This window comes from Nitrosospira multiformis, from assembly GCF_900103165.1.
Lineage (GTDB): Bacteria > Pseudomonadota > Gammaproteobacteria > Burkholderiales > Nitrosomonadaceae > Nitrosospira > Nitrosospira multiformis_D.
This window is the reverse complement of record NZ_FNKY01000001.1, coordinates 1980197-2004131: the sequence shown is the minus strand read 5'-3', so window position 1 is coordinate 2004131 and position 23935 is coordinate 1980197. Positions and strand designations below refer to the sequence as shown.

Annotated in this window: 20 protein-coding genes; 2 read left to right on the top strand and 18 right to left on the bottom strand. The window is 51.3% G+C overall.

The window, feature by feature from the left end:
* Positions 1-58: 58 nt before the first annotated feature.
* The 4 genes from BLR00_RS08970 to BLR00_RS08955 form a co-directional block, all read right to left on the bottom strand.
* Positions 59-865 (bottom strand): PP2C family protein-serine/threonine phosphatase, encoded by an 807-nt coding sequence (locus tag BLR00_RS08970; RefSeq protein WP_074632035.1) that lies wholly within the window; start codon positions 863-865, stop codon positions 59-61.
* A 167-nt stretch (positions 866-1032) separates the two neighbouring features.
* On the bottom strand, positions 1033-2826 hold the full coding sequence (tagH, locus tag BLR00_RS08965) for a type VI secretion system-associated FHA domain protein TagH (protein WP_074632034.1): 1794 nt from the start codon (positions 2824-2826) through the stop codon (positions 1033-1035).
* A 140-nt stretch (positions 2827-2966) separates the two neighbouring features.
* Positions 2967-3698, bottom strand: a complete 732-nt coding sequence (locus tag BLR00_RS08960; protein WP_074632033.1) for a YMGG-like glycine zipper-containing protein — start codon at positions 3696-3698, stop codon at positions 2967-2969.
* Positions 3699-3715: 17 nt separating this feature from the next.
* A complete protein-coding gene (locus tag BLR00_RS08955; protein WP_074632032.1) occupies positions 3716-5374 on the bottom strand; it encodes a serine/threonine protein kinase in 1659 nt (552 codons plus the stop codon).
* Positions 5375-5782: 408 nt separating this feature from the next.
* On the opposite strand from BLR00_RS08955, the gene BLR00_RS08950 reads away from it, so the two are divergent.
* The gene (locus BLR00_RS08950; RefSeq protein ID WP_074632031.1) at positions 5783-6544 is read left to right on the top strand and encodes a hypothetical protein; all 762 of its coding nucleotides are present in this window, start codon (positions 5783-5785) and stop codon (positions 6542-6544) included.
* Between the two features lie 257 nt (positions 6545-6801).
* Complete coding sequence (locus tag BLR00_RS08945; protein WP_081346696.1) at positions 6802-7941, top strand: LysM peptidoglycan-binding domain-containing protein; 1140 nt, start codon at positions 6802-6804, stop codon at positions 7939-7941.
* An 89-nt stretch (positions 7942-8030) separates the two neighbouring features.
* Here BLR00_RS08945 and BLR00_RS08940 read toward each other — a convergent pair whose 3' ends face one another.
* The 14 genes from BLR00_RS08940 to BLR00_RS08875 all read right to left on the bottom strand — a co-directional run bounded on the left by BLR00_RS08940 (position 8031) and on the right by BLR00_RS08875 (position 23808).
* Positions 8031-8540: a tetratricopeptide repeat protein gene (locus BLR00_RS08940; RefSeq protein WP_074632029.1), complete on the bottom strand. Its 510-nt coding sequence runs from the start codon at positions 8538-8540 to the stop codon at positions 8031-8033.
* Positions 8537-9529 carry a polysaccharide deacetylase family protein gene (locus BLR00_RS08935; RefSeq protein ID WP_074632028.1) on the bottom strand — a complete coding sequence of 331 codons (993 nt, stop codon included), beginning with the start codon at positions 9527-9529 and terminating at the stop codon, positions 8537-8539. Before BLR00_RS08935 ends, BLR00_RS08940 begins: the two co-directional genes overlap by 4 nt.
* Entirely contained in the window at positions 9516-11159 is a 1644-nt protein-coding gene (locus BLR00_RS08930; protein WP_074632027.1) for a serine/threonine protein kinase, read from the bottom strand. The genes BLR00_RS08935 and BLR00_RS08930 overlap by 14 nt, the downstream gene beginning before the upstream one ends.
* 244 nt (positions 11160-11403) lie before the next feature.
* A complete protein-coding gene (locus tag BLR00_RS08925) occupies positions 11404-12057 on the bottom strand; it encodes a zinc ribbon domain-containing protein (RefSeq protein ID WP_176759961.1) in 654 nt (217 codons plus the stop codon).
* Between the two features lie 208 nt (positions 12058-12265).
* A complete protein-coding gene (locus BLR00_RS08920; RefSeq protein ID WP_074632026.1) occupies positions 12266-13528 on the bottom strand; it encodes a TIGR02270 family protein in 1263 nt (420 codons plus the stop codon).
* 520 nt (positions 13529-14048) lie between these two features.
* On the bottom strand, positions 14049-14831 hold the full coding sequence (locus BLR00_RS08915; RefSeq protein ID WP_074632025.1) for a hypothetical protein: 783 nt from the start codon (positions 14829-14831) through the stop codon (positions 14049-14051).
* Positions 14824-15768, bottom strand: coding sequence for a type VI immunity family protein (locus tag BLR00_RS08910; RefSeq protein ID WP_074632024.1), 945 nt, complete (start codon positions 15766-15768; stop codon positions 14824-14826). The genes BLR00_RS08915 and BLR00_RS08910 overlap by 8 nt, the downstream gene beginning before the upstream one ends.
* Positions 15769-16737 (bottom strand): DUF4150 domain-containing protein, encoded by a 969-nt coding sequence (locus BLR00_RS17135; protein ID WP_081346693.1) that lies wholly within the window; start codon positions 16735-16737, stop codon positions 15769-15771.
* Positions 16737-17777, bottom strand: coding sequence for a 3-oxoacyl-ACP synthase (locus tag BLR00_RS08900; RefSeq protein WP_074632023.1), 1041 nt, complete (start codon positions 17775-17777; stop codon positions 16737-16739). Before BLR00_RS08900 ends, BLR00_RS17135 begins: the two co-directional genes overlap by 1 nt.
* Entirely contained in the window at positions 17774-18889 is a 1116-nt protein-coding gene (locus tag BLR00_RS08895) for a DUF2169 family type VI secretion system accessory protein (protein ID WP_074632022.1), read from the bottom strand. The genes BLR00_RS08900 and BLR00_RS08895 overlap by 4 nt, the downstream gene beginning before the upstream one ends.
* A gap of 15 nt (positions 18890-18904) precedes the next feature.
* Positions 18905-19450 (bottom strand): DUF6484 domain-containing protein, encoded by a 546-nt coding sequence (locus BLR00_RS08890; RefSeq protein WP_218124318.1) that lies wholly within the window; start codon positions 19448-19450, stop codon positions 18905-18907.
* Between the two features lie 26 nt (positions 19451-19476).
* Positions 19477-21762 carry a type VI secretion system Vgr family protein gene (locus BLR00_RS08885; RefSeq protein ID WP_074632021.1) on the bottom strand — a complete coding sequence of 762 codons (2286 nt, stop codon included), beginning with the start codon at positions 21760-21762 and terminating at the stop codon, positions 19477-19479.
* A 35-nt stretch (positions 21763-21797) separates the two neighbouring features.
* Positions 21798-23222: a tetratricopeptide repeat protein gene (locus tag BLR00_RS08880; protein WP_074632020.1), complete on the bottom strand. Its 1425-nt coding sequence runs from the start codon at positions 23220-23222 to the stop codon at positions 21798-21800.
* A gap of 112 nt (positions 23223-23334) precedes the next feature.
* Positions 23335-23808, bottom strand: coding sequence for a GNAT family N-acetyltransferase (locus tag BLR00_RS08875; RefSeq protein WP_074632019.1), 474 nt, complete (start codon positions 23806-23808; stop codon positions 23335-23337).
* Between the last annotated feature and the right edge of the window lie 127 nt (positions 23809-23935).

Below are 23935 nucleotides of genomic sequence, written 5' to 3'. Positions count from 1 at the left end.
GAATGCCGCGGCTTTCCGAATCATGACATGAACGCATACGTCTCGCTGCCATGACACCCTACAGCGGGATTTCATCAGATAAAATCGTCTCCGCAAGCTGTGAAGCGTCAAACCGGGTAGCTTCATCGGGATCGCTGCACCACACCGCGATTGCCGAGTAATTGTCCTGACCTGCATGTCCACGCGCAAGTACCTGGCTCTCCAGCGCTCGCAACCATTCCGGCGCGGAAGTTGAGGCGCCCAGCATCCGCTCCATATCCTCTTCCTCCACATACTCCCAGAGTCCATCAGTGCACAACAGGAAAATATCGCCATGCAATAACGGAAACTCAACGGATTTGATGCCCATTTCGAACTGCTGCTCATTGCCGAGTGCGGCCAGCAATTTGCTACGGTTCGGTGAAATACGCAATTCCCTGGGTTGCAGATAGCCAGCATCGACCATGCTTTGCAATACGCTGTGATCGCGCGTTTGTTCGATGATCCGGCCCTGCCGGAAACAGTATAATCGCGAGTCGCCGGTATGCCCCCAAATCGCCACATCATGCTTGATGTCGATGGAGAGTACCACCGCAGTTGCGCGCATCTGCTTCAGCCGGATATCGCGCTGCTGCTCACGCATGATGGCGGAATTGCCCGCTTCCAACGATGCCTTGACCGCGCGCACGCTGCATTCCGGGGTTTCTCGAAACCAATCGAGGATATGCTCTACTGCGAGTTTCGAGGCCACATCGCCGCCATAATGTCCGCCCAGACCATCGGACAAGGCACAGAAGCAAGCTTCCGGAGTTGACCAGAAACCGCATGCGTCTTCATTGACTTCGCGTCCCCCGGCTTTCGAGAGCACTACTATTTCAAGCTGCATGGCAGGCGCATGAATTGAACCTAAATCCGGTAGTCGGACGAGGTCCCCGTAGCGGGCCTCACCCGGAAGGTGAGAGTCAAATAATAAGGAATATCGTTATTAATCATAACACTGATCTATCAAATGAGCGGTCAACTACCGGATTCAGGTTGAATATTAAGGGGCTCTTAACGTTTCATGCTCTTGTCGTCCTGTTCAAGCTTGGCAATCTGCTCCTTGTATGCCCGCAGAAACTCTTTACCAAACAGAACATGAAAATCTTCCTCGGCTTCATGAGATATGTCCTTATAGCGATCGGCAAATAGATCCCAGAGTTTTGCTTTACGATTGATCGGGATCAGGGAATCGATCACCGTTTTTTGTGTGAGCCGCTGCTCCAGTTCCACGGGATCGAAACGCTCCAGCACGCCCGCCAGAGCCGCTCGCATGCCCGCCATGAAACCAAACTGATGGGAGCACAGGTCATCATGAGCATCCTTCATTGCTTGAAGCGGCGTCATAAAACCGCGTCCCTGAGGGGCCAGCAGGTGCAACAGCGCAACCTCCACGCCGGGAGAGAATTTCAGTGGATTATTTTCCCTTGGGGCAATGATGGTAAGGTCCGCGCGCACCTCGCGCTTGGTGAGTGTCCGGGCAAGCAGCAAATCCAGCGTGCCTTGCGTCGATTCGCGCAATAACTGCCCTAGAGTATTCATGAACTGTGGCGTCAATCCCGCGGGTATGACAAGATCGGGTACGCCGGCGCCTGCGAGAAACGCACGCAACAATTCGTCACGATCAGCGATCGATTTCGGCTCTGGCGTAAGGTCAACCGGCATCGTTGCGGACTCGCCTGCAGGTGCTACTTTGTCAAATACAATTTCTCCTTGCACGGCCGGCTGCTGTTCACTGCGGCGCCTGTCGCTTCTTCGCCGCTCATGTGCCGGTGATGGCACAATCACACTGATGATCTCGCCAGTATCTTGATCTGATTCCTTGCTTCCCCAGGAAAGCACCAGGCTGCCGGGTTCGGACGATGAGACGCTGCCAGTCTGCGGCGTTGCCGGCGATACTGCACGGATAGCGGGGTCCGGTTTTGCCTTCGGCGGATGATACGAATTTTCCAATTCGGGGCCATCATCACGCTGGATGTGACTGCCAGAAGATTTCTTCTCCGATACAGCATTCAGTGCCACCAACGGATCAACGCTGGCCATATTTGATTGGCTAAGCGGAGACGCTAATGGAGCGCCGGGGGCAAGCGGGTCGGAACTCGTTTCCGGACCCAAATCCCACAATTCGTCGATACTTTTGTTCGGTACCAGTGGACCCAGCCCGTCAAATATGTCTTCTGGTTGGGGGCTATGCGGCTGCGTGAAAAAAGGGTGTGACTGAGGCTCAAGCGACGGCGCCTCCGCAGACGGATCAAAATCCGAGGGAATAATGGCCGAAGACACCGGGGCCAGACCGTCGGCACCCAAGTTGCCAAACGGCCCTTTTGCTTTCGATAATGGATTGACCTGAGACTGCGGCCCGGGATGCCCGGCAGGAGGCTTAATTAGATCATCGAATGGATTGGGGCCGGGCGGGTCGCCAAACAGCTCCAGCGGATCCTTCGATAGGATGGACGGACCGATACCCTCACCATCACGTATCGATGCAGGTTTTTCTCTACCCGCCACTTGCATGGTGTAACCGCCGATGCGAATTTCGTCGCCGGCGGCAATTGCCGTATCCTGGCCATTACCCAGTGACCGGTCATTGACGTAAACAGGCATCGCGGTGCCGAGGTTACGAATAACGTAACCTCCACCACGAAATGCAATTGAAGCATGAGTTCTGGAAATCGTCCGCGTAGGATCATGCAGCACCAATGCATTTCCCTCCGCCCTGCCGATATTGCCGCCCATTTCGTTAAACTCGGCAGAGAGTGGCTGAGATAGCGAAGCGCCGTTATAGCTAGTGACTTGGATACGGATCATTATAGCCCACCTCTATGGACATCCATTCTCCCGCGCCCTGCTGTTTTCAATTCATATACCGGTAGTACGCGCCGCGATTTTATTACTGACTTTTTTACTGACCATATCGGCCTTTTAGAACATCCGGATAGTACGGGAGTTCATTTAATTGCGTAGATTACAGCTTCTTGCTCAAGAATCGCCACCCTTATTTGCTGATCAACGATTACAATCTGGATCTTCCCTGCGGATTCCCTTACCTGCTCGTCATTGAGATACAGAACGGTCTTGAAGGGGTAGGTTCCTTGCGCAATCTCCTGCGTCGGCTTGAAAGTAAATCGGGTTACATACGCGCCCGAGGCACTTGCCTCACTAAGCGCCTGTTTCTTCAATTTCTTTGTATTCCTGCCTGAAGCATCGGAGATCATCAGCTCTTCGTCAACGCGATCTTTCTTCCCGGAAGAACCCGAACCCTTCACCAATTCAATTTCCGAAACGATATCAAGCTGGCTCCCTCTGTTGACCAGGCCTGATGGGTCGGTTCTTGTCACATACTTTGTCACCACGGTCTCGGCAGGCAGGCGTCCGTCATGATCTCTTTTGTACTCGTCATTCACCTCGGTGGCATCCTTCTTTTGGCTGATCCGGTAACTATCGAACGCATAACCTGCCATATAGCCTACCAATGCGCCTATCGCTGCTCCAATCAAGGGGTTTTTCTTGCCTCCTACTGCCGCTCCAATTGCCGCGCCACCGAGAGTGCCAAGCAATTTTCCAACATTATCCCCTGCAAACCCTGACCCTCCGGTCGAGGCGCAACTCGACAACGCCATGACGATGGCTATTCCGGCCGCTGTTGCGCGCCAATACGTATGCTGTTTATGGGTTTTCATTCATCTCCCAATTATCGCTATTTGAGTTCAGACGCCTCCCATGCTTTTTGCTGCGCTATGTTGGCGTCTTTCAGAAGTGCGCGCGCGGGTGCGTTGCCCGGTTCGAGTTGTAGTACCGTTTCTGCTTTTGCGATGGCACACTCGAAATTTTTGTTACTGAGGCAAGCCTTCCCCTCTATGAGGCTGGCATTGATCACCTTTTCGATTGCGCTTGTCGAAGACTCCCGTTTTTTTTCAATCCGGGTCGGCACTTCCGGTGATACCGAGGATTCAGCGTCAGAACGTCCACGTTTTATGATGCCCGACTTAAGCTCGGCTTCCGGATTAATGATATCACCCTGCCCGATCCCGGGTGCCACTTTAGGTGGCAACCCGGATGTCATTCCGGATGTGACAGGTGACGCCTCGCGGAGGGTATGCGGTTTGGAATCCGTCTCCGGCTCATTGACCGAAGCATCACCGGCGGGGATGGCAGGTGTGGCAAGAATCCTGTTTTCCTCAGGTGTTATCGGCACAGGCACGGGAATCGGGGTCTCCCGCATCAAAAACCAGCCCGCTATGATCAAGGCAAGGAGCATCATGCCACCGAAACCGTACAACGCCAAAGGACGCTGACTACGCGTCTTCACCAATTCCGCTGGACCGCCCCCAGGCATGATGGCCGCCCCATCTCTCAGGGGTGAGCCGGTTGTGATCGGGGTGGTCTCCGCCAGATCCAGCAGCCTGCGGAACGTAGCGACATCCCGTGGGCGCTCTTCCGGCTTTACCGCCAATGCCTTATCGATGCCATGCAAGAATGCCGGAGAATACCGGCTTTGTGTTTGGCCTCCGATAGCCTCGGTAAGTGGCACCATCGAATCAGAGATGATACGCGCCACAGCCGGCACGGGGGGTTTGCCCGTGACCGCAAAATATATCACTGCGGCCAGCGCATAAATATCGGTCCATGCTCCCTGTTGCATCGAGTTCATCTCGGCATACTGTTCGATAGGCGCGTAGCCCGGCTTCAATATCACTGTCAGGTTTTGTGTCATGTCACTGATGACACGGCGCGCGGCTCCGAAATCGAGAAGCAGTGGCCGGCCATCCTTGAGGATCAGGATATTGTCGGGCGCGATATCCCGATGAAAACAGTTTTCCTTGTGAATGATTTCCAATGCATCGAGCAAATGTCCGAGCAGTTGCTTGAGCCAGAGCTCGGTTGGCGGTTCACCACGCTGACGCAGTGTTTCCTTCAGCGTGCTGCCCTCGTAGAACGGCATAATCATATACGCGGTTCCATTGGCTTCCCAGAAACGGTGAACCTTGACCAAAGATGGATGATCGAATTGAGCCAGTAGACGAGCTTCATTGATAAAGCTGCGCAGACCTGCCTGAAACGTCTCCACATGCTGCTTCGATTTCGCGACGGTCACGCCGCTCTTTCGTGCCGCCAGCCCTGATGGCATATATTCCTTGAGAGCAACTCTACGCTGTAGAGAGTGATCGTAGGCAAGGTATACGATGCCAAACCCCCCTGCGCCAATCAGGCCGGTTATCTCGAATTCGCCGAGCGCCGTCCCGGCCGGTAGCGCGTTATCCACGCCCAGTGCCTGTTCCGCTTGTTCAACTACAGATCCCGGCGCGGATGAGGGCATGACGGTACGGTCATCATCGGGCGGTTGTGTCAGATTCATGATGGCGATTAAAAATTATAACGGCATGGTCAGTCACTATGGATAACTTCAATGGATGATAATACTAAATCCGGAAGTTGATCGCTCATTCTTCCCCGATACGCCCCCTATCACCTATATAACCTATTGATAGCATATATTTTACTGACCGGCAAAGCGCTTTCGAGAAAACCGTTGCGGCCCTTCTAGAGAGCAAGCTGATTGCTCGTTAATAGACAGCTGGGTCACCCACCGCGCCACAAACCATCAATCAGCCGCTCCGGATGCCATCTTGGACTGGAAAACAGCGTTGAATCAGCTTATTATCCATCACCAGGGTACGGATATTGCAATCTTGATGCTGATTTGTTTAGCAAGGCCCCGCATCTGTTCAATATACCCTCAGACGCCTTAATTATTGGAGCCCGAATGAACGACACTTATACAACTCAAAAGCTCCTCACCCTTAGAAAATTGACCCGTACGACCGGTGAAATTATCAACGGCCAGATGAAGGCATACGTCGCAACGCTGACTCCCCTTTTTCGTCAGCGGGCCGTGTTCGGTGAATATATCCAGGCCAGCGGAAAAGAGACGGTCAAAGGCGCCGAACAGGCCTTCAAGGAATTGCAAAGCCTGTATGAGTCCATCGCTACCGTAGCGCCATTTCATCTATCCAGGGAACTCAATTCGCCGCTCATGCAGATGACCTCGTCGCTTGAGCTAACGCCATGGGAGTATATACATACAGCCGCGAAGGATGGAGAGAGCAGAACCATCACCGTTACCTGTCCGTTCAAGTCGATAATTACCTATACAGGCTACTCTCCAAGACGGCTCAGGGAGCTGCTCACAAACCGCAACCGGAATGATGGCGAACTGCAACAGTTTGTGTTGCACTACCTTGCCATGCATGTGGTCGTCTCGAAACAGCCAGGCCTCGCCCAGATACTCAGCACCTTGCACTTTCCGCTTGCGTCGAGCCAATTATCGGATTTTGGCGCATTGCCCATCACGTATATTACATCGTCAATCTCCACCAGCCTTCCTCCGGATGGCCTGGTTATCGAAAGTACCGAGCTGTCCGGCAAGAACGCTTTCGAGGAGCTTATCAATGTTGGCGATATTGAAAATCTGGGCGATCCCTTCAAAGATCGGCTAATGGGCACATTAAAAGCCAGTCAGCAATAATGTTGCTGCGCTGAAGTGGCCGGCAGAGAATATGGGATATGCCTTATACGTTCTATAATTCGAAACGGGAAAGGAAGCAGTAACAAAATATACCCATAACTTATTCTCGATTTGACAGCATGACCCATGCCAAACCATGACGATTGGACTGGAAATGTGAAGCAAGCGGCAGGAATTTCGTGAGATAGAAAATAAAGCAGATGATGGGTTGTACTTCTCCCCATCCTATCGAAAACGTTTAGAGGCTCAACAACAAAATGAGCATGGAAAGGGCCGGTATGGGACGCCTGGGCATTTATGGTTGCATTTTACTGATTGCTGGTTTAGGGGGCTGTGCCTTGGCACCGGCGCCAAAACCGGCACCATTGCCACCAGAACCCGAACCGGTGCCGGTTCCTGTAGTTGTGGTGCCCCAGGGCACTGCCAAGGAATTGTTCAAGGCCGGCGTGGATGCGCTTCAACACGGCGATGGAGCAAAAGCCAAACCCCTGTTGCAGCAAGTACTCGTGCTGGAACCAAATCATAAAAATGCTTCCAGTTTATTGCTGCAAATCGATGCCAATCCGGTGGAAATGCTGGGCAAAGAATACTTTCCTTATAAAGTACAGCCAGGCGATACGCTCTCGCTGATCGCCAAGCGCTTTCTTGGCGATCATTTCAAGTTTTACATACTCGCGAAGTACAATGAGATCACGCTTTCCGATAATCTGGAAGCCGGACGGTCCATAAAAATTCCGGGGAAAAAACCTCCACCAGGTAAAGCGACGGCTGCAATCCCTGTCGAGCACCCGGTAACACCGGATGTATCCAATCTGAGACTGGCCGAAGCTAAAAAACTGTATTCGGATGGCCGGTTTGCGGAGTCAATCAGCACCTTGGAACATATACAGACAGAAGGAGGCGGCAACGCCGAGCTAAGTGATTTTCTGATTACGGTATATGTGGCTTATGCAAAAAAATTAACCAGCTCTGGCCAATTCGCCGAAGCAAATAAATTATTATCCAAAGCATTAATCGCCTACCCTGGCAACGAGCGTTTGAGAAAAACGAGCGATCAAATTGATGTGCATCGTAATGCCGAACAAGCCTACGAAGAAGGGAATCAGTGGCAAAACAACGGGCAATTGACCAACGCTTATGCGGCCTACGCCAAAACATTGAAGCTGGAGCCAGAGCATGCTGGCGCGAAGGCTGCACTGGCAAAAATTAGACCTCAGGTTGTGGAAGCTTATTATGCCGATTCCGTTCGTGCCCGCAGGCGTCAAAACTTTACCGAGGCAATCAGCAGTCTGGATAAGCTATTGGAAATTGACCCCAATCATGAGCTGGCAAAGTCTAATCGCAATGAAATAAAGGCGATTCTGGATCGCGAACAATTGGGGCAACAGCGTAAATAAGTGAAGATCATGCGGGATGGCTGAATCGTGGTGGAATCCGTCAAGCCCAGCACACATAATTCATCAAGCCACGACTTTATGCCGGCACGCTATTCTTTGCCCTCTCCATTGGCACTGTAGTTCATGCAACACATGTCATCCGGCCAACCGCTATTTGGCCCGATTGCAGGGTACCGCATTGTCAGTTGCCGCAGATAATTGAAAGCCTCGCTATTCTTTGGACTCAATGCAAGCGCCTTTAAAAAGGATAGTCTTGCGGCCTCCCGTGCTCCCTGGCGCAAGTTTGCGATCCCATCAAGAATGAACTGCTTCGATTTCTTGTCGATAAGCTGTCTTGTGGCGTCGATCTGGGTTTCATAATTCGTATTGGAAGGCTCAATGGTCGCAAGAATCTTCCACTGGATAAGTGCCTCAGCCAACTCTCCCCTATTCTTCAGGTCCAGTGCCAACTTTTCCCTGTTAACCGTTGTTGAAATGGGCTGGGAGACGGAGACCTGCCTCTCCGGCGACTGTGCGCAACCGCTTAAGCCGGATAAGACCAGTAAACCAGCGACAATAGATATCATGACAACCAGGTGATGGAACCATGATAACATCATTTTAATTTTTCCGTGGTAAATACCCGCAGATTCCTGACGAAAGAAGCCATATCGCGATCACCATAAATCATCGTTCTTCTCAGCTTGAACGGGTAGGAAAAAGCAGGGTTGCCACCCGCATTGACGGTGACGCCAGCACTGTAGTCAGCATTCTTGAGTTGTGAAATCAGAAAATCATTGGTATCGCCATAGGGATAAGCAAATGTATGGAGCGGCAAACCCAGCCCCTTTCTGATTTGCTGGCCGGGGATTCTGATTTCCTCATCTATTCTTCTGCGATACGCTTCATCACTTTCATTAGCCAGCCGTTTGCCCATGGAAATATGTGTTTTTGAATGGGGCTGGATGTCAATGAGACCGGATCCGATCATTTCCTTCATTTCACTCCGGCCTAAGGCATCTCGAGAGCCCATGAAATCCGAGTAAACAAACATGGTGGCGGGAAAGTTATATTTCCTGAGAATTGGGTAGGCAACATCGTATGAAGATCGATAGCCGTCATCTATGGTTATTACCACCGCGCGCCGAGGAAGCGCGGTGTCCCCCTTTAAAAAAGAATGAATACTGGAAAGAGGAATCACCCGATAGTCATGTTTTTTAAGATAGGCCATCTGAGCGTCAAAATCTCCCGGGGTGATAGCCATTTTTGATTTATTCGGACCAAACCTGTGATAACAAAGAATCATCACGGTTTGATACCCCGATGAGTAAACACCGATTGGATTGGGATGAATGAGGGGAATAATAATTTGCTGGCCGGCTGTCACTTCGCTGGTTTTATTAAAATCGGCAATCAGCCACCATTTACCTTTATCCTTTAAGTACGTATCAGCAAGAGAAACCCATGTGTCATCCGGTGTCGCGGTGTGTATGACATATTCCTCTCCGCGGATTTCGCCGGATTTGCTGGTGGGTATGCCTGCGGGCGGGCTGGCGCATCCCGTTAAAACAATCAGTGAAACAAACGTCAGGAATTTAGCCGGCGCCATGGGTATCCGTATTTTTCTCGTTACTTGATAGCTTACGAGCATCAGTCGTATTCTCGCTGCTTTTTTGTATCGTATCGGCCATCTTGTCAAAAGACTCGAAGAGCTCTCCGAACTCATCTTTCCTTGTCTGCGCAATCCGGTAACCCAGGTTCCCTTTTTTGATTTCTTCAAATGATTTTCGCAATGTCTTTATCGGATTGGATATCGCGCCCGCGAACACGTAAGCCACCACCGATGCCGCGGCGACGGTCACTATCATGAGCAGCAGCATCGTTAAAACGATCTGCTTGCTCAACTCATCCAGAGGGTCCCATTGCATGCCCAGATGAATACGGCCTATCTCCTTGTCACGAAATACAACAGGAGCATCGAAATCCATCATTGAGGATGATTTCGATACATCGTAGCGCTGTATGGAAACATCGCCAATCGTGGCAATCAGTTCACCATTTTCTATTTTCTGATAAGGTTGTCCAACCTTGTCAGGCGCGCTGCTTCCTCTGACTATGCCATGGCTATCCACCAGGCCAAGATAGCCAAATCGCTGCCCGGTCATCGCATCCTGAATAAACACTTCAAGAAAGATCCAGTCTTCATTGAATACTTTCTCGGCACTCTCAGCCGCCATGAAGCGCACCATGGAACTGCCATACTCGGTAGCCTGCTGGATGATGCTGGCATACTGGCGCTTGTATAACCAGGTAGCGCCGATGATCATCGTGACCGAGACGATAACAGTCATGATAAGAGTCCATTTCACGCGAATCGGCAATACCTTTGGCTTCGCGCGTTGTATCTCGTCCTGGCGAATCTCTTCTACCGCGTCAATCAAGGCATCAGCCAGATCTTTGCCGTTTTGAAACCGCTTTTCAGGATCCTTCCTGAGCAGACGCTCAACAATTAACTTTACCGATCTTGGGATACCGGGAACAATTTGATCAATGGGCACCGGTTCGGTCGTAGTGATTTGTAGCAGCAGCGTGGCAGTGGTATTGCTTTCAAAAGGCTTTTTCCCCGTCATTAACTGGTAAAGCACTACCCCAACAGAGTAAAGATCGGACCGTGCATCAACCTGCCTGCCCAGCGCTTGTTCCGGAGACATGTACTGAGGCGTCCCAAGCACTTCACCCATCATGGTATGCCGGGTCTGTTCCGGATCTTCGACATGCGCAATGCCAAAGTCTGTAATTTTTATATTATTGCTGTCTTTGGCGCGGATGATGTTGCTCGGTTTGATGTCGCGATGAATAATGCCTCTGCTATGCGCATAATGCAGCGCCTTGGCGAGTTGAATACCGATAGCGAGATCTTCGAGACGAGAGCGATTGGGTGTCGATCTCATGTATTCATCGAGAGGTTCGCCCTCGAGAAGTTCCATGACGATATACGGACGATCGTTCACCTCGCCGATATCATAGATAGTCACAATGTTGGGATGGGACAAGAGACCGGCGGCTCTAGCCTCAGCCAGAAATCGGGAACGGTACTCCTTGTTGGCGCAGCGCTCTTCCAGCAGAACCTTGATGGCTAACGGACGGTTGATATTGGGGTCGTAGGCTTTATAAACAACCGCCATGCCGCCCCTGCCCAGCTCTTCAAGAATGTTGAAGCGACCGATTTTTTCCAGCATCAAAGCTTCCCCCTAACGTTTTTGTTACCGTTGTTCAGCAGCTCTGAATCGTTTTACTACTATTCCGGATTGGCAAGATGGATTGCGATAGTCGAATACTTATCAACTAACGCGGCAGTTCACTCAGCTTCAATTTTATTTCTAGTTGATCTCCCCGATTAATGCAATATCTTTATGCAGCAAGTCGCTGATAATCTCTTTAATTTCAATCCGTTTAAGTCATATTTCCGACCGGGTTGCCCGGCTACTGTACCGGCTTACCGCATGAAGGGCAGAACTTCCCGCCACTCAGCTTTGCACCACATTCCGAACAAAAAACACCCTTGACGCTCCGGACGGGCTCACCGCAACTGCTACAGAACTTCGCTCCCGCAGCGATGTCAGCACCGCATTTCGCACAGGTGACCACTTGAGCGGGTGTCGTCAAATCCATGCCCTGGGTAAGATCCTGCTCACTCAACCTTTGTCCGAGTTGTTCGACCGTAAGGTGGGTCTGTTTGAAAACGAGCTCTTCCTTGACATTAGGTGCGCACTCATCGCACAGACCTGCGTTTACATTCCAGCAAGCATCCACACACACCCAATGGCCGCAGCGGGAACAATGCCTGAACTGGGGCTTGACCTCCTCCACAGCTTCGGCGTAGGCGTCGCTGTGCGTTTTACCGCCTAATGCCTCCTGCACTCCTTTGGCCGCCTCCTTGCCTTTTCCGAAAATTGACCCGAAGCTCTCGAACACGCCACCCGCGGTGCCCAGAAGATCGGCGGCAATGCCTAGCGGTGTCGCGTGGTAACTGGACGTGTAACCCCTATGGCACTTGTCGCAGTGGAACGTGAATTGATAACCCTTCTCGGTGGATAAATCCTCCATCTGGGATACAAACTCGACCGTCTTTGCCATATTTCGCCTCCCCTGTGTTGCCGCTTCCTCTGAACTACTCAGTAGATCCGCCTTGTCCACCATTCGCACAATAATGCCATATTACTCCCCGGAAGAGGCCGCGTAATTCGCTGAAGCCATGAGCCTCTTCTCTCCTCTCAAAGTCAGACTCTTATTGCAATACGGCAGGATGCCGTTCCAGCCATTCCAGCATCTGGAATACCCAAATTCAGCCCATCTTCGCCAGCCAGCGTTGCTGCCGCCATGCGGGGGCACTGGTAGGAAACAGCTGTGTGCCGGGTGCGAGCAGACATAGATACTCAGCCGCTGCAATACGCTGGCGCTGGTACCCTTCCTTGAGCACATGGATGCAGTGTTCGCGCGTAACCGGCGCGCCCATGAAGTAGCGTACACCATTGGTAAAGCAAGATTTGTTCGCGTCCCACCACGCTTGAATCTTTACCGGATCGGGCCACGGCAAGCTGTCGTCTTCATCCATCGCAACATTGTCATCTTCCGGATCGTCGTTCGGACCGAACTCAACACCCTCAGGCGGCTTACGTTCGAGATCGAGGTAGGCAAGATCAAGCCCGGTAATGAAGCTGAACGATTCACCGGCAACGCGAGTGAGCTTCAGATCCTCCATCTGCTTGATCAGCCAGGGTATGTAATAGGGATCGCCAGCGATGCCTGCGCCCTGAATCACCAGCCGCTTGTTGGGGTCCTGCGCAACTGTCTTGAGCAGTTGTTGGGCGCTCGGTAGATCGAGTACTTTCAGCAACAGCCGCAGCGCGCGCTCTCGATAAGCATTGGGCAAAAGCAAAAAGCTTTCCAACACCTTGACCGCCTTCTCCCGATTTCCCAGCAACACCGCCGACCAGGCCGCCCAGAAGCGTACCCCGGCATCTTCATCTTCCAACACACTCAAACACGACACAAGCAGATCTCGCTGCCCCAGTTCACCCACCGCGCGCAAAGCACGAGCACGAAGACTCGGCTCAGAATGGGTAAGTGACTGCGTAAGTGTCGCACCCGGATCAACGCGATGCATGACGCAGGCGGTGATGCCCGTCTGCCGCCTGAAGGGTTCCATTGAGGCAAGCAGCGTTGCGACAGTGCCTTCCAGGTAAGGGGCCGAAACCCAGCCAAAGGCGGAAATCAGACCGGGCTGGGCTTTCGGCACGGCACCCGCCAAGGCAAACAGCTTATCCAGCCGCCGCTCATCCTTCTCCATGATCGCCCGCACGGTTGCCGCGAACACTTCGCCAATGCCGGGCGACTCCAGCGCGGCCTCGCACGCATTTGAGCCATACTCACCCGCTACTGCGAGGCCATCGAGATGGGCAGCAAGACGGTCGTCGAGACGGCGGAGGTGATGGAGTTTAACGTGTGGGGCAGATACAAGAGTCGAGCGCATATGCCGCAGGTGCGCGGCTTCCTCAGCGTGCTGCTGAATAATATGTGGTATGGGTTCCAGAAAGTTGGCTAACATTGGCAAATCCCTTCATTTTGTTAATGCTAATGCTTGTGGCAGCCGCAGTTTCCAAATTAATTCAAACCCGACCCCTCTAACACGTCAAATACCAATATTACGAGCCAAGTATTAAGCCGCTGCGCACCTGACCGAGTTGAGGGCAACGTAGCGGGCCAGTTCCAACAGGTACAATTCCTTCTACACGGTATCTTATAACGGCCCCGGAATACATGCCCCACCCGCCCATGCCCGCAATTAAACGCTGTGTGTAAACTCCGTTCAATTGGCGCATGCCCCTAGACAAATTACTTTCCGGAATTTCGATCAGCAGAGGATAGTGGTTGTTCATCAAACAATAGGAATAGGCATAAACGGCCCAGTTGAAGTCATTCACAAGCTCTGACAGCACGTCCAGAAACCGGTGTCTATCTTCGCAAGGGTCTTGACATGCTAAAAAGCCATCCTGACCCCATGTCTTGTACTACCCGGTAATATTCAAAGGAACTCATCCATAGTTCCACATTGCGAGTTAATCTTTCTACTCTACTGATACTAGAGCAAGGGATCCAATCTCAATGGAGAAACGATCCAAGAGATTAATCAAAGGCTTCCAAGCTTCTTCCGCAGCTTCAAACAGCGAGAACACTACCTCTACGGAGTACTCATCGTAGATCTGGAGTACGTCAACCCACGCTTCGGCTTCGTGTGCCTCTCTAACGGGCAAAGAATATCCGCCAAGTTCAACAATAGTAGCCCAATGGTTAATCCACTCTCGAAGAAGCTCCAGTTTCTCACGTACTTCAGGTTGCTGAAACTCGACAACACATCTGCGTCCTTTATGATAATCCTGTGGATCTTCGATTTGAACTCGTACACTAATAAAGCTCGATAGACCCGGGTAGAGGTCATGGGCATTATCCCAAGTCAACGGTGGAAACAGAACATGAACGTCTCCAGCCAAGGGAGCCAGGCTTCTAACTTCAACTCCGTATACCCGGTGCACTCGTCTGCTAAACCTCGCGACAAGATTTTGCAGAACCAGGAAGGCACGAACGTCAATTGATCTTGCTTCAAGTAAAAACCTCGGTTTCTCAGGGTTACCAAAGTCCTGACTCACTAAGCTCAAGCTCCCTTCATGAGGAGCTTCGGTTGGCTCGACAAACCCTCCATGCACTCCGACCTGAACAAATGCCCTTAAACACTTCGACAACTCCGCAATGTGTGATAGAGATGCATTGGAAGCCAAAACAAAGTCAATCGAAAACTGCTGCGCCAAGGCCTTATCCCAGACCACGGTGAACTTAAACACGTGGTTAGTCATCTCCCAGCCTCCTCAACCAACGCTGCGTCTTGGCGACATGATCGCCGCCCGGCAATAGGAAGGAACTATACTTATCCCTCGCGGCACGCTGCAGAGGCTCAACTAACCGGTAGACCGCCTTGTACAGCGAGATGTCCTCGCCAGTATCTAAATCCCCTAAGATCGGATGATTACCTGCCTTCAGGATGACGCCTCCATCTACACGAATAATCTCTGCACTGGGTGGCAGAGAGGCGCTCAAAGGTAAGCGTCCGCGAATTCGATCGACAAAATCATCACATAACATGGTAAGCCAGTTAACGCCCTTAATAGCATCCCGTACCGCGATAAGATCTGTTATTTCGTTTCGGATATCGACGCATGGAAATTGCATACCGAGCTTAAAAGCTTGAAACTCACTTTCTTCTTGAACATATTTTGACGTCTGCAATACATATCCAGAATGCCCAGATTGAAAGGGAAAATGGTGGCATATATCCTTGGCAAGATGATAGAGTTCTAGGTGACGAGTAGCACCCCATTCTGGAGGAAAACAAAGCCTTATCATGTTAGCCTCAAATCTATGTCGCGGATACGTTGGTTCACCCCCATATACAAAGAATACGAAGTCCGCAGTGTTCGTAAAATCTTGTCCATCTCGAAGTTCGATGTTAATAATTTCACGGCTCGACGATCCAAGCTTAAGCCAGCCACCTAACATATCCATGCTACGAGGCGTAATCGCTTTATGCTTCGACATGCTTTCTGTCAGATACCAGCGCAGCGTGCCCGGGGGTACTATTCTTAGGAACCGATCGTAAGCATAGAGCACTGCCTCGGGAACTTCCGACAGGATTCTGTCCGTGTAGAGCACCAGATCGTAGGCGAGCGAGACGATCCTGACGTTCTCTTCTTTGCTTCGCAACTCGAAGCGATGTAAATCTAATGGCAGCTGCATCTAATCGCCCTCACACTTTTCGTTCTTACAATCCTCAGGCGTAAGTACCTTCGATCTGCCCTGTCCGGCAATAGTTTTGTAATCTTTCTCTTCCTTTAGCGGCCGTCCTCCATTCCTTGCACGCTTCGCAGTCATGTATTGCTGACCACTAACCGGTCGAGAGGTCGATCCCGACGAACAAGGAAACTTGGCATCATAGACATCAATATTCCTTGGGCTCGCACTTGGATCCCCGACTATGATGTCAGGCCGCCGCCCTAATCCACGCCCCGGGCTTTGAGAGCAAGCTGCAGGAGGATTTTTTGTCATATCAAAGGTCTGCTCACATGCAACATTATTTTGCTTTTTCTTCTCTAAGGTCTTCTTTACACAGGTATGCTTTTTCGACCCAAGCGCACTACACCTGCTATTAGGGGGCATACTCCCGCCCTTTGCTGTCTTACTGACGTCATATGGTTTTCCATTTTCGTCCGCTTTATCACATTTTTTTATGGCGCACATGATGTCATGTTCTGGCCCAACTCCGGATGGAGCCATGCTATCTTGATAAGGCCACGGTGGCGCATCACCAGGATCGGAAGCGTGATTAGTCGTCGTCAAATCTAAATGCCGATCAATATTCTCGCCTTCGAATTTCACATCCATCGACCAAGCTTCAAAATAGACTTTTCCCTTGTTCTTGCTGGTTATTACGCCCTTTTTTGTTGCACAACCAGCTTCGTCTCCCGTTAAAGTTTTAAAATAAGAAATGTGTTTTAACATAACCTCTTTACCGGAGATCATCACACTTTTGCTACCCTCAGTTGTATCAGAGGCTAAACCAGTATTTGGATAAGGTACTGGGACACCAGGAGGGGTCGCAGGATTTTCAGGCGGGGTAAAACAAACATCCGGCATAGCACAGATCGTTTTGCCTGCTCCTGCTTTACAGGCAATTTCTCTACCATTGGCAAAAACTTGATTCGACATTATTGACTGTCGGCTCTTTGCCAAGAAAATATCATCGAAGAACGTTTGCCATAATCATTACCCAAATGGGCTAATATGTGGTTACCTTTGGCATAGCCTTTTTCGCAGGCAGACTTTAGAACGGCAACCATTGCCACGCCCATAACAGCGCCAATTTCACCGATGCAATCAGCAGGATGCCAAATATCGAATTCTTCTTTGCGTTCTCTAAGTAGCCGAAGCAAAGTGAGGCTTGCTTCCTTAAAATAATATTGTTCTCCCGATACCCCGGTAACTCTGAAATCCAGATCGCCCATTTCATAGCCTGCATTATCTAACGACTCCTTAATAGCAGCCGTTAAGCCGTCAGCCCTTAGAGGTTCTTCCGAATATACATGAGCTTTTTCAACCCCAAAACCCAATCCATGACAAACAAGTTTATTTTCCTGTGTAGCATAAACAGGTTCAATCAGCAAAGCAGCACCGGCCTCACCTGGGATAAAGCCATTGGAATTTTGACTGGTTAACAATCGCTCATTTTTTTCATAATGAGATAAAGTTGATCCAACCAGCAAACTGTCGGTCGCAGCAATCAAAATATAATTGATCTCCGATTCCTGAAGTAGCACTCTGGCATGTTTGAGTGCAATGGCGATCGAAACTTGGCCTTGGGCGATGACACGGGATTGTTCGTGAAACTCCACGCCCAACTCATCCTGCAAATCGAGAAAAAACTGGTTATCGTCATTGATGATACGCCCTTTTCGCTCGTGCTCTGACAAGCAAAGCAATAGGGGAGTCGATTTAGGAGCGATTTGTTTATTATTGACCAGACATTCGTTTATTGCAGCGGTCGCCATTTTGAGCAATTTACTTTTCCCTCGCCAAGGTTGTTCTAGCGGCACTTCGCTACCCATTATCCATTCTCCCCCTTTATCCATAAAGCGGGTTTCCTGGAAATTATCGATGGCACAACGGATTGCAGCGCAGGAAGCTTCTGCATTGAGACCAACACCGGTCACCAAGCCTGTTCCAGTAATGGCTAAAGGGAAGCAGCTCATAGCGTTTCCTTGTCGACCTCAGATTTATTTGCTTTGGCCAAATGCGCCAAGGAAGGATAGTAGGTCTTACTTGACTCTCTTGCACGCCACCAAGCGCGAGACATTCTGCCTGCAAGGACTTGGGGAATTTCAAACATATTTTTTTTTAGTGGCAAACTGGCACGCCAAGTCAGGCTAAAGACACCTTTATCGGGTTCAATAACAATGGTGTCGAGCACCGCCTGGGTTTCATGTCGTTCCTCTTTTTTGCGAAAAAATACCACCGGAACTTCTATTGCCGGCAATTTAAAGGATAGTCGCCCTTCAGGTGTTAGATTCACCAGAACCACTTCTTCACCCCCGTTGGGATAGGCTACTTGCTGATCCAGAGGCGCGGCTTGGTAATAAGCTTCGTTAAAGTCGGTGGGTAAAAAAGGAAAGGTGTTATCTATCCAGTTCTGGTCATAAGTCCCTGCGTACGGTAGACGCGATGCCCAGCCTCGCCCAATCGGACCAAAGGCCATTGGGGCATAATCGCCGTCCGGCGTATCGACCGAATGATTAAGCTCTTCAGTATGAGGCAATGGTGTCCCATCCACCCATTCCTTCTTAAGATGTTTATGAAAACCTTGACCGATGGGATTACGCATGAAGGCAACGTGCTTGGCCGGATCGTCATGATGCGTGTCGACGCCGCCAAATGCGACATCGTAGGAAAAAGGTTGTATTAAGAATGGCTCAGCAGGGGTAGCTCGAACCCCCGTCACGCCACTATCCCAGTACCGGTTACCGACAACGGCGAAGGTTTTTTTCCAGTTGCCGACGCGAAGCCCAACGGGTACACGTGCCGTAGGCCGACCCTCCGGAGCGTAGGCACTGCCAAGAAGCAGGATGTCACAGCGCGGCTTGCTTGGTGCAAAATCAACTTCGTATACCGGCGCGGAGAAACCGGGCTCACCAGTGAAAGTATCGGCCATGATCAGGGGTAACTGTTCGGCATGCAACTGAACATTCCCATCGGATTGGGGTAAGCAGAACGTACCCTTGACAACAACGACCAGCCACTCACGACCTGATGACTCCATGCCCATTGTATAACCGGCAACCATGCGCGTCACGTTGATAAGGTCCATGGGAGGTTTTTGCGATTAATTGAGCTGAACAGAGCCACCCTTGATGCGATTGACGCCGCTGGAACGGCTAAGTACGTAGCTCCCCTTGATCATCACCTTACCAGCTTTGGTTAACGTAATACTGGCCTTGCCACAGCGGAGCACGAGTTGTTCTTTCGCCGTGACGAGCATACGCTCGCCATCCACGTCGACCTCGACTTGTTCAGGCTTCTGATCTCGTGGCCACCCTTCGCCTTCCTGCAGAACACCCATAATGATCGGCCGCGATGGGTCGGCGCCTTCAAACATGAGTGCGACCTGACGGCCAATGTGAGGCCCATGCAGATCTACCATGGTACGGGCGAGAAGCGCCACGGTGCCAGTCTGTCCCGGATAACGGACCAACGGTGTGCGGCCTTCATTGGTCATACCGATCAGCTCGCCAACTACGATACCAGCTTGGGGAATAGATTGTGGCGCTTTGACCGGGCCTGCCTTCATCAGAGGACGCAAGAGATCGCTCCCGGATTCCACCTCGGCTACTTGTGTTTTCTCTACTTCGATGATATCCCTGCTACTCACTTTGCACCTCCCAATAAGGTACGCGTCTAATTCTGAAGAATCTTGGAACCCTTCATTACGATATCGCTGTCGGCCTTGATATTGATTTTACCCGAGCCCTCGACCGTGATGTCCTTGCCTTTGATCACTATCGTCCCATCCTTTTTCATGCTAATGCTCGCGCTGCCGGTCTTGATCGTGACCGAATCCCCGGCATCAATCACTAGATTTTTACCAATCTTGGTGCTGTCGTCACCCTTGACGTCTGCACTGCGATTCCCATCAACGCCAAGCGAATCATTTCCCTTTACACTCTTGGATGCATTTCCCCCTACCGATTCGCTCTGGTTTGCCCCGACGCTTACGGATTGATTCGCGCCAACCTTGACAGTCTGCGCAGCACCTACTGTCACCGATTGGGCTGCACCCACATTGGTACTCTGGTTCACTCCAATATTGTTGCTTTGGTACGCACCCACATTAGTAGTTTGATAGGCTCCAACCGCGATTGCCTGAAATCCGCCAATTCCCACTTCCTGCGCACCGCCGATACCGATGGTTTCGTTCACTCCAACAAGGTGAGTTCGTTGCAGGGCGACCGACGCGGTTTCGCTGGCTCCAACAGACTTGGTCCGATTCGAACCAATGGTGATGCTCTCGTTCACACCTACCTTCTCGGTCCGGTTTACACCAATCGTGATCGTCTCGTTATTACCCACCGTCTCGGTACGATCATGCTTGATAAGACTGGTTTCGTCATTGTCGATGGTCTTGGTCCGATCATGGCCGACCGAATGCGTTTCATCGTTCTCGACGCTGATATCCTGATTCTTTTCGGCGTGCAGGTAAACCTGCTCAGCCCCCTTTTTATCTTCGAAACGCAGTTCATTGGCATTGGCGCCGCTGCCGCCCTTGCTGGATCGAGACAGAATCCCTGTCTGCGTCATGTTTGCAGGCAACGCGTAGGGGGGCATCTGCTCGGCGTTGTATACCCGGCCAGTGATGATCGGGTTATCCGGATCGCCTTCGAGAAAGTCGACAATGACTTCCTGTCCTATGCGCGGAATAGCAACCATACCCCAGTTTTTACCGGCCCACGGATGGGAAACACGAATCCAGCAAGAGCTGTTTTCATTTTTCTCGCCCACCCGATCCCAATGGAACTGGACTTTGACCCTACCGTATTTATCCGTGTAAATCTCGTCGCCTGACGGACCCACCACCACGGCAGTTTGTGGACCTTGAACGAAGGGCTTTGGGGTAGTCCGCGCTGGCCGGTACGGCTGGCGGCTGTTGAGCATGGTGAAATTGCAATCGTAGGAGGTACCCGCCTCTTCCATGGATTCGTATTCGCTGTAATCAAGCTGATGCTGGGCGGACACTACCAGATATTCCCGATTCTGATCCACACGCGGTTGGCCCGTCAGTTTGACCAGATAGCCTGTACTCAAACCGCGGGCATTGCTCTGTCCCTGAGCCAGTTCGAATTGAGCATGCAGTTCCTCGATGCGGGTACGCACATACTGCTCGCCATCCTTCGTTTCCAGATATTCGCCAGGGTAGTCGTAGAATTCGTAATCGGCGTGAACATGCTTGCGCTTGAAGTTGGTCTTCGTTTGCAGTTCGACACTAGGTTTTGTCGCATCGTAATCATCAAGAACATACCGGCCAGGCTGAATCTCCCGCCCAAAACTCCAAGTACTGATACGCTCCTGCTCGGGACGCGTCATTCGCTCCTGGGGGATATAGGGGAGCTGCTCGCACCCAGGTAGCGCCGAATGCGCACTGTATGAATCGGCGACCACGAAAGTATTACGGCCTTCCTGATATTTGAAGTAGTAATACATGCCTTCCTGCTCCATCAGGCGGCTGACGAAGTTGAAGTCCGTTTCGCGGTATTGCACACAGTAATCCCACGTGCGGTAGCTGCCGGTAAGCTCGAACTTGGTGTCCGCCAGACCGGAATGGTCATTGAAGACTTTCTTGAGAATATCCGGCACGGTCATCTGCTGGAAGATGCGGCAGTTTGCCCGGCGAGTAAGAAACCACAACCACGGCCTGACCGTTGCCTGATACGCATGGTAGCGGCCATGCATGCCGGCCTGAGCGAAACGGGTTACATACCCATTGAAGTGACGAAGCTGCCCCCCCGCAAGTTCCACTTTGACGGTGACATTTTTACCCAGAATCTCATCCAGATTGATGTCATTGCGGATACTCAGGGCATCGATCTGAAACTCGCTCAGGCGGGACAACTCTTCCCGTGCGTGCATGCGATGAAACAACAGTACATCGGCACCGAGAGGAGTAATCAGCTCAAAAGTTCTGGCCATTCGCGTCTCACAGACTTGACTTGAAAGTTGTCATTTTATTTTGGCACAGCGGTTAACGTTCTATCATCTTTAATCGCGTTGCCATTTGCTTTGCGGCTGGTAACCACCCACCCTGCTACCGCACTACCCCCTTCCATACGCAGTACCGCAGACTCAATCGCAAACATGCTGAAGCCAGCGGCGGGCAACACCTGTCGCAGATATTCGTTACTGTGGCTGTAGCGGCCATGCGGGTTAATGCGATAGCCGGTGCTGACGGCTGTATTAGTAGCTTTATTGATAGCTTCATGGGTGGCTGCCTCGACAGTAAATATAAGCAAACCACCCTCCTGCAAAGCCTGATGCGCGGCACCGAGTACCTCTTCCAGAGAACCGAAATAGACCAGGGTATCCGCCGAAACGATAAGATTAAAAGCACCGGACTGCGTAAGGAGATAGGTGGTCAATTCTGACTTGATCAGCTCATCATAAGCATTTCTGCCGCGCGCTTTAGCAAGCATACCCGACGATAAATCCACACCCACCAGTCGATGAACGTATTGGGCGATCAAGGGACCGCACAAGCCAGTGCCGCAGCCCGCATCGAGGGCCATAAGGCGTTTCTCGGGTTCTCCACAAGCGCGGGCCAGCGCCTCGGCAATCAGATCAGGAGCACGGTAGGCAAGCTTTTCCAGTTTGGCATCGAAACTGTCGGCGAAACGATCGAAAGTGGATTCAACATACTCGTCTGAAGCGCGTGGCGGCACATTTTTCCCCGAACATGCCGATAGCATGTGTTTTGCCACCGGACTTTCCGGTTCTTCAGCGAGCCATTGCCGGTAGACTTCAGCCGCCTTCTCCGTCTGCCCCAGGGTGTAATAGGCGATACCGAGCAGCTTGCGCGAGTCCGGATTGTGACGCATCAAGGTGATTGCCTTGCAGTACCAGGCGATCGCCTCTTTGGTTTTTCCCTGAGCCGACAGCAGCTTGCCCATGTTGTTATGGGCATCAACGTGATCCGGGTTTAGCTCGATCGCCTTCTGATAGGCTGCGGCAGCTTCATCAAATCGCCCGAGAGCCTTCGACAAGGCACCGAGGTTATTGTGGGCGTTGGCATGATCGGGAGCCAGCGCGATGACTTTTTTATAGGCTTCGGCAGCCTCGGCGAGCCGCTCCATTTCAACCAGCACGTTGCCAAGATTGTTGTAATAATTGGGTTCGCCGGGGTCTAACGCAATGGATTTACGGATAAGCTTGATCCCCGAGTCGCTATCGCCACTCTGATGTAAGAGTACGCCGAGAAAGTGTTGCGCATCCGCACAGTCCGGTGCGATATCGAGAACCTTCCGGTAGAGGGTTTCCGCCTCGGTCAGGTGGCCGCGACGGTGAATCTGCAAGGCAAGCGCCAGCGCATCGGGGAGACTCAGCTCCGAAATGGTCTCCCGTTCACTCTCGACTTCGTTCTGAACGTCAGGATGCATAAAGGTATATACCGCTATATGGTTTCCAGTAGGATGGGTAAAGCATAGCGCAACCCATCATTCGCTTTATTCCACACCAATGCTTAAGTCATACCCTATCCATGCCAGCTATTTATTCGACCAACCTGTCAATGTAAATCCCCGGACTGGAATCCGGAATTTCAATGACGTTTACAACTCGTTGATAGAACTCCAAGGAACTGGCCCCGCCTATCACGGCATAGGCATAACCAGCAGCTACCATTGAGTATAGACTAGAAAGTAACAGGCCGCGTCCGATGCCCTGTCTGCGTGCGGACTCAATCACGCCAATGGGACCAAACATCCCACGGCTGATGCTATCGTAGCAGGCAAAACCCAGGATTGCGCCGTCCTCTGTTGCGATATGGCACGAGATCGGCCGGTTGCTGAACGCCACGTCACATTCGCTCGCCCATCCCATACTGAAGTGCTCACGAACCCAATTAACAACCTGATGCTTTTCGTAGGCCATTGCATGACGTAGATGCACACCTTCATGCCTCGAACTCTTCAGGTTCGATTCCATACGTGGCAGATCATAAAGTTTCACGAACAGGTCAGCCAATGTGGAATTCCTAATTCTTCTTTATCCGCAATATATATTTGGTTGCGACACGTGTCAGAGCAATATTACTTCAACTATTTTTAGCTGAATTAGCCATTAGGTTGCTGTAACGACCATTACACTTTCC